This window comes from Actinocrinis puniceicyclus (assembly GCF_018283645.1).
Lineage (GTDB): Bacteria > Actinomycetota > Actinomycetes > Streptomycetales > Catenulisporaceae > Actinocrinis > Actinocrinis puniceicyclus.
On record NZ_JAGSXH010000203.1, the window covers coordinates 1 to 6,082 of the forward strand.

The window sequence follows — 6,082 nt, forward strand, 5'->3', positions numbered from 1 at the left end:
GACCTGACCGATGACGGCACCCCCGACCTGATCATCCCCGGCAACGTCTCCACCGCTTCGAACACCCCGCCCGGCCTGTGGCTGGCTTCGGGCAACACCGACGGCAGCGTGAGCCCCACCGCCGTGAACATCGGCATCGACGGCCTGGGCTACTCCAGCCCCGGCACCACCGCGGACTGGAACGGAGCCCAGGCGATCACCGGCAACTACTGCGGCCTGGGCACCCAGGACGCCCTGGCCTACATCCCCGGCGCAGCGAGCACCAGCAACCCGCACGGCGGCGGCGGCGCGATCGTGTGCGGCGACACCAGCGGCGCCCCCCTGCACACCCTCAACCCGGTCAGCGGCACCCAGTACCCGATAGACGCCAACTCCTTCCAGGACCCCGGCACCGGCGTCAACGCCACCCAGGTCGCGGGCGGCGGCAGCGAGAACGACGTCGACGCCGGAGGCGTCGTCGACCTGTACTACGGCACCGTCACCACCGGTACCAACACCGGCCAACTCGAAGTCTTCGGCATGTCGGCCGAACAGCCCGGCACCATCGGCGGGGCGCTCGACCTGGCCAACCAGAACACCCCGACCGGCGGCACCGACTGGAACCACTGGACCATCACCGCCGCGCAAATGGCCTCCGGCACCGCCATGTACCTGTGGAACAGCACCACCGGCGACTTGTACCTGTGGACCGGCATCGCCCTGAACAGCACCAGTTTCGACCAGGCCACAGGCATCACCTACACCACGCACCCCAAGATCGCCTCCGGCTGGCACACCGGCGCCACCAACCTGCAACTGCGCGCCGCTGACATCAACAACGACGGCACCCCCGATCTGTGGGTCACCGACACCACACCTGGTTCCGCGCCCAACACCACCAGTTACCTTCTGACCAATCTCACCTCGACCACCGCCACCCTCACCGCACAGCCCGCGCAGAACCTGATCACCACCACACACGCCTGGCTGCTGGGCGACGCCACCACCGGCACCGCCAGCACCGCCGCCGACAGCACCGGCACCCTGACCCTGAGCGGCAGCAGCACCGGCGCCACCTGGAACACCGGCGACATGTTCGCCCCCGACGTCACCTTCGACGGCACCAACGGCTACCTGACCACCTCGTCCGCGGCGGTCACCCCGTCTGCCAGCTTCACCCTCGACGCATGGGCCAAGCCCACCGCCAACAGCGGAGGCGTGATCCTGTCCCAGGACGGCACCAGCGACTCCGACTTCCTGCTCTACCCCAACGGCACCCAATGGGAATTCGGCATCAACAACGGCAACACCTCCACCTGGTCTTTCGACGGCATTGCGGGCGGCAGCTACCAACTCGGCGTCTGGAACCACCTGACCGTGACCTACAACGCCGCCACCAAACTGATGAACCTCTATGACAACGGCGTCCTGGTCGCCGCCGGCAGCCACACCCCCGTCACCGGCCAACCCGCAGGATCCTTCCGCATCGGCGACGACCTCGGCAGCGGCACACACATGTCCCGGTTCGCCGGACAGGTCTCCGCGGTACACACCTGGAACCAGGCACTGACCCCCGTCCAGGTCGCCACCCTCGCCAGCCTCACCCCGCCCGTCCCGTTCACTGCGGGCACCACCCTGCGCAACCTCGACGGCGGCCTGTGCCTCGACGCCGTCAACAACGCCACCACCAACCCCTCCACCAACGGCGACAACGTCCAACTCTGGACCTGCAACGGCAGCGTTCAGCAGAACTGGACCTTCCACCCCGTGGCCGGCAATCCCGGCTGGTACACCATCACCAACGGCTACGCCGGCCTGTGCCTCGACGCCTCCAACAGCACCAGCGGCCCGAACCCCACCACCAACGGCGACAACGTCCAACTCTGGACCTGCAATGGCTACACCCAACAGGAATGGCAGTACACCGCAGGCAATACCCTGAAGAACTACTACGGTGGACTGCTACTCGACGCCACCAACAACAGCACCACCAACCCCAGCCAAAACGGCGACAACGTCCAACTGTGGTCCGCCGCCAACGGCACCAACCAGATCTGGTACTAGCCAGATCAGCCGGCCGGAGCCGCCGATCGCGACCAGGCGTTGCCAGCCGCATGGCGCCACCCGAATTAGGGCGCGCGCGGATTGGCGTGCGGTGAGTCAGTGATTTGACAGGCGGGCACGGGCTTGCCCGATCATGTGAGTTCTCTACGCTCCGTGACCAAGGGACACCCGTGCCCGCCCTGCCATCATGGCTTACCAAGCCGCTGTAGGACCAGTTGGCGGCCCTGCTGCGCGAACGGCCCGTCTACACCCAGACCCATCCACTGAGCTCGTTTCATCGTGAACGTGCTGGTGGGCCGCCTTGTCTGTGAGGGTTCTGGTATGAGTGTGCTGGTCTGGGTCGGCGCCTGGTCGCCATGATCGTCTGTCAGCGGTGGTTCTCGAGGTTCGTCAGCACGAGCAGGGCGCGCAGCAGCTTCGTGGCGCGGGCCGGGCTCATGCGCAGTCGCTGAAGGATCCACCAGCTCTTGAGGCCGGCGAAGCCGTGCTCGTTGGGTGCGCGGGCGGCGGCGATCAGCTGGTTCGCCTGCTTCTGGCCGGCGGTGGGCTTGTTGTTCTTGCTGCTCTTGTAGCCGGTGATGACGATCGGGTCCTGGTTGTCCTGGTTGACGCCGACGAAGCCGAGGTCGGCCAGTGCGCCGAGGTCGGCGGCCTTCAGGTGTTGTTCGATCTTGTCGTATCGGGTCGCTTTGATCTCGCTGTGCGCGCCGCGTCGGGCCTTGGAGATCCACACCAGGTTGCCGCGTTCGTCGGTCAGCGCGAGAAACAGCAGACCCTGCGACTTGTGTTTACCGCTGTAGGTCGGGCGGTTATCCGGACCTGAGCGCCTCGTGGTGCGCACGAGCGTGCCGTCGAGCAGCACGTACGCACCTCCGGCGGCCTTTATCTTCTTCAGGGCCCGGTCCAGGCGTGGGGCGCGGGCCGCGAGCAGGTCGATCAACTCGTTCGCCCAGCGCCGAAGTGTGGAGGCCGAGATCCGGTTGCCGCCGGCCAGGTCGGCCAGGCGCTGGTCGTGGCGCAGGTAGGCCGGCACGATCAACGCGATCTTCCCTGGCGGCAGCAGACGCCAGGGCGAACGGATCGTGCGCAGGTGCGCGCGCAGCAGGTCGGCGCGGGTGGTGAGCGTGGTCGTGGACAGCGGGAGGCGGGACTGGTAACCCATATCGGGCACTCGGCCGCATTATTCGTATTTGCCACAGAATCGATAACGGCGGTCGGGTGCCCGCGGTCACCGCCTGGAGGTTCACCCGCGCGGCATTCCCTCGCCGGCGGCGGTGAACTTCCCCGGCCGCTCCTCGGCCAGCCAGCCGCGCTCCACCATCCGCTTGAGCTTGGAACGCAGGCCCTCGGTGTTCTTCGGCAGCAGCTCCCACCCGAGCTGCGCGCACAGATCCTTGCACGTCAATGGCTTCGGCGCCGTCGCGATCAGCTCCCATAGAGCCGCGTAGTCCTCCGGCAGCGCCCCGCCCCGCGCACCGGCACCGTGATCATCCCGATCGGCGTCGCATCCCGGGCATCCGAGTCCTGATCCGAGCCACGACGCGCTCGGCAGCACCCACTTCCGCGAGCTCGTCCTGGGCATCCGCCAACTCTTTGCGCAGCAGTTCCACCCGACCCTCGAGTTCCGCGCGCTTCGCACCGATCTGCCCGAGAATCCAGCTCATCGCCCGCTCCCACCCGACCGCACCGCAATCACCGCCACACCACCCGAACGACGGACGATCATGATCGTAAGGCGCCGACCCCAGACCAGCACACTCATACCAGAACCCTCACAGACAAGGCAGCCCACCAGCACGTTCACGATGAAACGAGCTCACTCGGCTGTCACCGCCCGCGGGTCAAGGACCGCATCGTCGACAAGCTCATTCAGGTTCTCGCCTTCGGATACGGCTACCGTAAGGCTGCGGACGAGGTGTGCTCGGCCACGACAATCCGCAACCGGCGCGATGAGTGGGTCGAGCTGGGCGTCTTCGAGAAGCTCGAAGTCATCGTGCTGGAGGCCTACGACCGGATCGGGCTCGCCCTGGCAGACATACCGGTCGATGGCTGCCCCACCACCGCACCGTGCTCGGTGCCGAGCACGGTGGACCGGCGCAAAGGCGGACTGAGGCGTGCGGCAACGGCATGCCGCTCGGCGCGGTCGCCGCGCCGGGCAACCGGCACGACTCCCCGCTGCTCGACCCCACCCTGGCCTAGCTCGATCAGCTCGGACCCCTTCCCGAGCAGGCCACCGTGCACCTCGACAGCGCCTTCGGACCGGTCAAAGGGGTGAAGACAGCCCACGAGCATGGACTGCTTGCCGAAGCGCCGGTCAAAGGCGTCGCCGCGCCGATCCAGAACACCAGAGATGGCCGGTGGAGCGCACCAACGCCTGGGGCAACCAGTTCTTCAAGATCGCCCAATGTACAGAGCAGCGCGAGGGAGTCATTGACGCGTACCTCTCGCCCGACCACGCGATCAACACCCTGCGTAGCTCATCCGGCAGGCCTGGACCCTCGACCGCTGGGACACCCGACCGAAGCGGCACCCAGCACGCGCACCTGCATCCCGTCGCCACAACTGTTGCCGAGCACTTGCCCCGGCGGTGTGCAGTTCGAAGCGTCGCGTTGTGACGACGGCAACCGGTAGGTCAGTGTCGGCAACTCCTCAGGATGGTTCTGACCGTACAGTCCCGTTCGCGGCTGGCCGTCGGCGCCTCACCAGGCAGACGTATTCGGCAGGCTCGCTGGCGTCCGTCGGCGTTTCAGCCCAAGATCCTCGACGCCGTGCGTAAGACCCTGGCTCCTGGCCCTCGTCTCCGCCGACGTACGGCACCGCTTGGCGATCTCGGAGCTTATCGCGAGACACCGAGTCTTCGCCCCGGAGCGGCGACAGTGGACGTCCTTCGCCTCGAACGATCTCGGCTACGTGGCGTCTGTCGACGTCACTGCGCTCGGCTGACAGCCTTCGTGCGGCCGAGGCCCGGCAGCCGTCAGAGGACGCCGCCGAAGGGGGGCGCAGGGTGGGGCCGGAACTGAGCTACACCAGAATGCCGATCTCGGCGATCGAGCCGACACTGACACTTGGCGTCCAAAACGGGCCAGCACTCGGCTATCTACTCAGCGCCGCGCCATCATTCGCCCCGCTCGTTGTATTCCGGCTCTTCCGGTGCGCTCAGGACGAGGACGTCCTCGTGCACCAAGAGACTGTCGAGGCGCCCGAACGCGCGGGCGTCGCGGATGTTCTTCAGCTGGAAGAAGGAGCCGTGGGCGATCAGCCGCTCGCCGTCGGCGGGGTGGTGTTCGTAGCGGGCGAGCAGCGCGACGCAGCGTTCGACGGGGGTTAGGCCGGCGGCGCGTCCGGCGGCGAAGACGGCTGAGGGCAGGTCGATCAGTTCGCCGCCGCGCCGCCAGGGCCGTGCGGTGATGGCGACGATCGCGCCGGGTGCAAGCAGGGGGCGCGTGGCGTGCAGGATGTCGGTGAAGCCGTCGAGCAGTTGCTCTGTGGGGCGGTAGGCGAGGTTGTCGCGGTCGGCGCCGTAGCGGTGGTGTTGTTTGTCGACCTTGCCGGTGTGTCCGGCGTAGCCGGCGGTGCGTACCCGGCCGTGGTTGGTCGGCCCGTAGGGCGGGCTGGTCAGCAGCAGTCGCACGGTACCGGCGTGGTCGCGGATCAGTGCGTCGGGCAGGCGGCGGGCGTCGGCGTGCAGGACGCTGGCGTGTCCGCTCGCGCCGCGGGTGTACGCGTGCCGCAGGTTGGCCTCTGCGAGGCGTGCCCACTCGGCTTCGTATTCGATGCCGAGTGCGTCGCGGCTCAGGTGTGCGGCTTCGACGAGGGTGGTGCCGATGCCGCACATCGGGTCGAGCACGAGGTCGCCGGGGCGGGTGTAGGTGGTGATCGCGTGGCGGGCGATGGCGGGCAGCATCTTGGCCGGGTGGCGGATGGAGTCGGGGGTGTAGCGGCCCAGGCGCTGGAAGCGGGAGGTGGCCTGTGCGGTGACCCACACGGAAACCGGGATGCTGGCTGTCGCTTATACACATCTGACGCTGCCGACGACGGA

General features: G+C 67.6%; 5 protein-coding genes. 2 read left to right on the top strand and 3 right to left on the bottom strand.

Translation table 11 applies throughout. The features are described 5' to 3' along the window. Positions 1-2,043 (top strand): LamG-like jellyroll fold domain-containing protein (locus tag KGA66_RS27585; RefSeq protein WP_211472277.1); only part of this gene is annotated, 2,043 nt, incomplete at its 5' end. Positions 2,044-2,410: 367 nt separating this feature from the next. On the opposite strand, the gene KGA66_RS27590 is transcribed toward KGA66_RS27585, so the two are convergent. After that, the gene (locus KGA66_RS27590) at positions 2,411-3,205 is read right to left on the bottom strand and encodes a transposase family protein (protein ID WP_246508852.1); all 795 of its coding nucleotides are present in this window, start codon (positions 3,203-3,205) and stop codon (positions 2,411-2,413) included. Between the two features lie 81 nt (positions 3,206-3,286). Then, positions 3,287-3,625, bottom strand: coding sequence for a hypothetical protein (locus KGA66_RS27595; protein WP_211472281.1), 339 nt, complete (start codon positions 3,623-3,625; stop codon positions 3,287-3,289). Positions 3,626-4,110: 485 nt separating this feature from the next. Here KGA66_RS27595 and KGA66_RS31260 point away from each other — a divergent pair, with 485 nt between their 5' ends. After that, positions 4,111-4,242 (top strand): hypothetical protein, encoded by a 132-nt coding sequence (locus KGA66_RS31260; protein WP_281416865.1) that lies wholly within the window; start codon positions 4,111-4,113, stop codon positions 4,240-4,242. Between the two features lie 916 nt (positions 4,243-5,158). Here the strand turns inward: KGA66_RS31260 and KGA66_RS27600 are convergent. After that, entirely contained in the window at positions 5,159-6,028 is an 870-nt protein-coding gene (locus tag KGA66_RS27600) for a TRM11 family SAM-dependent methyltransferase (RefSeq protein WP_211472283.1), read from the bottom strand. Positions 6,029-6,082 lie beyond the last annotated feature (54 nt).

Coding starts and splice junctions, on each gene's coding strand:
- KGA66_RS27590 (WP_246508852.1), bottom strand. CDS start 3,205: ATGGGTTACCAGTCCCGCCTCCCGCTGTCCACGACCACGCTCACCACC.
- KGA66_RS27595 (WP_211472281.1), bottom strand. CDS start 3,625: ATGCCCAGGACGAGCTCGCGGAAGTGGGTGCTGCCGAGCGCGTCGTGG.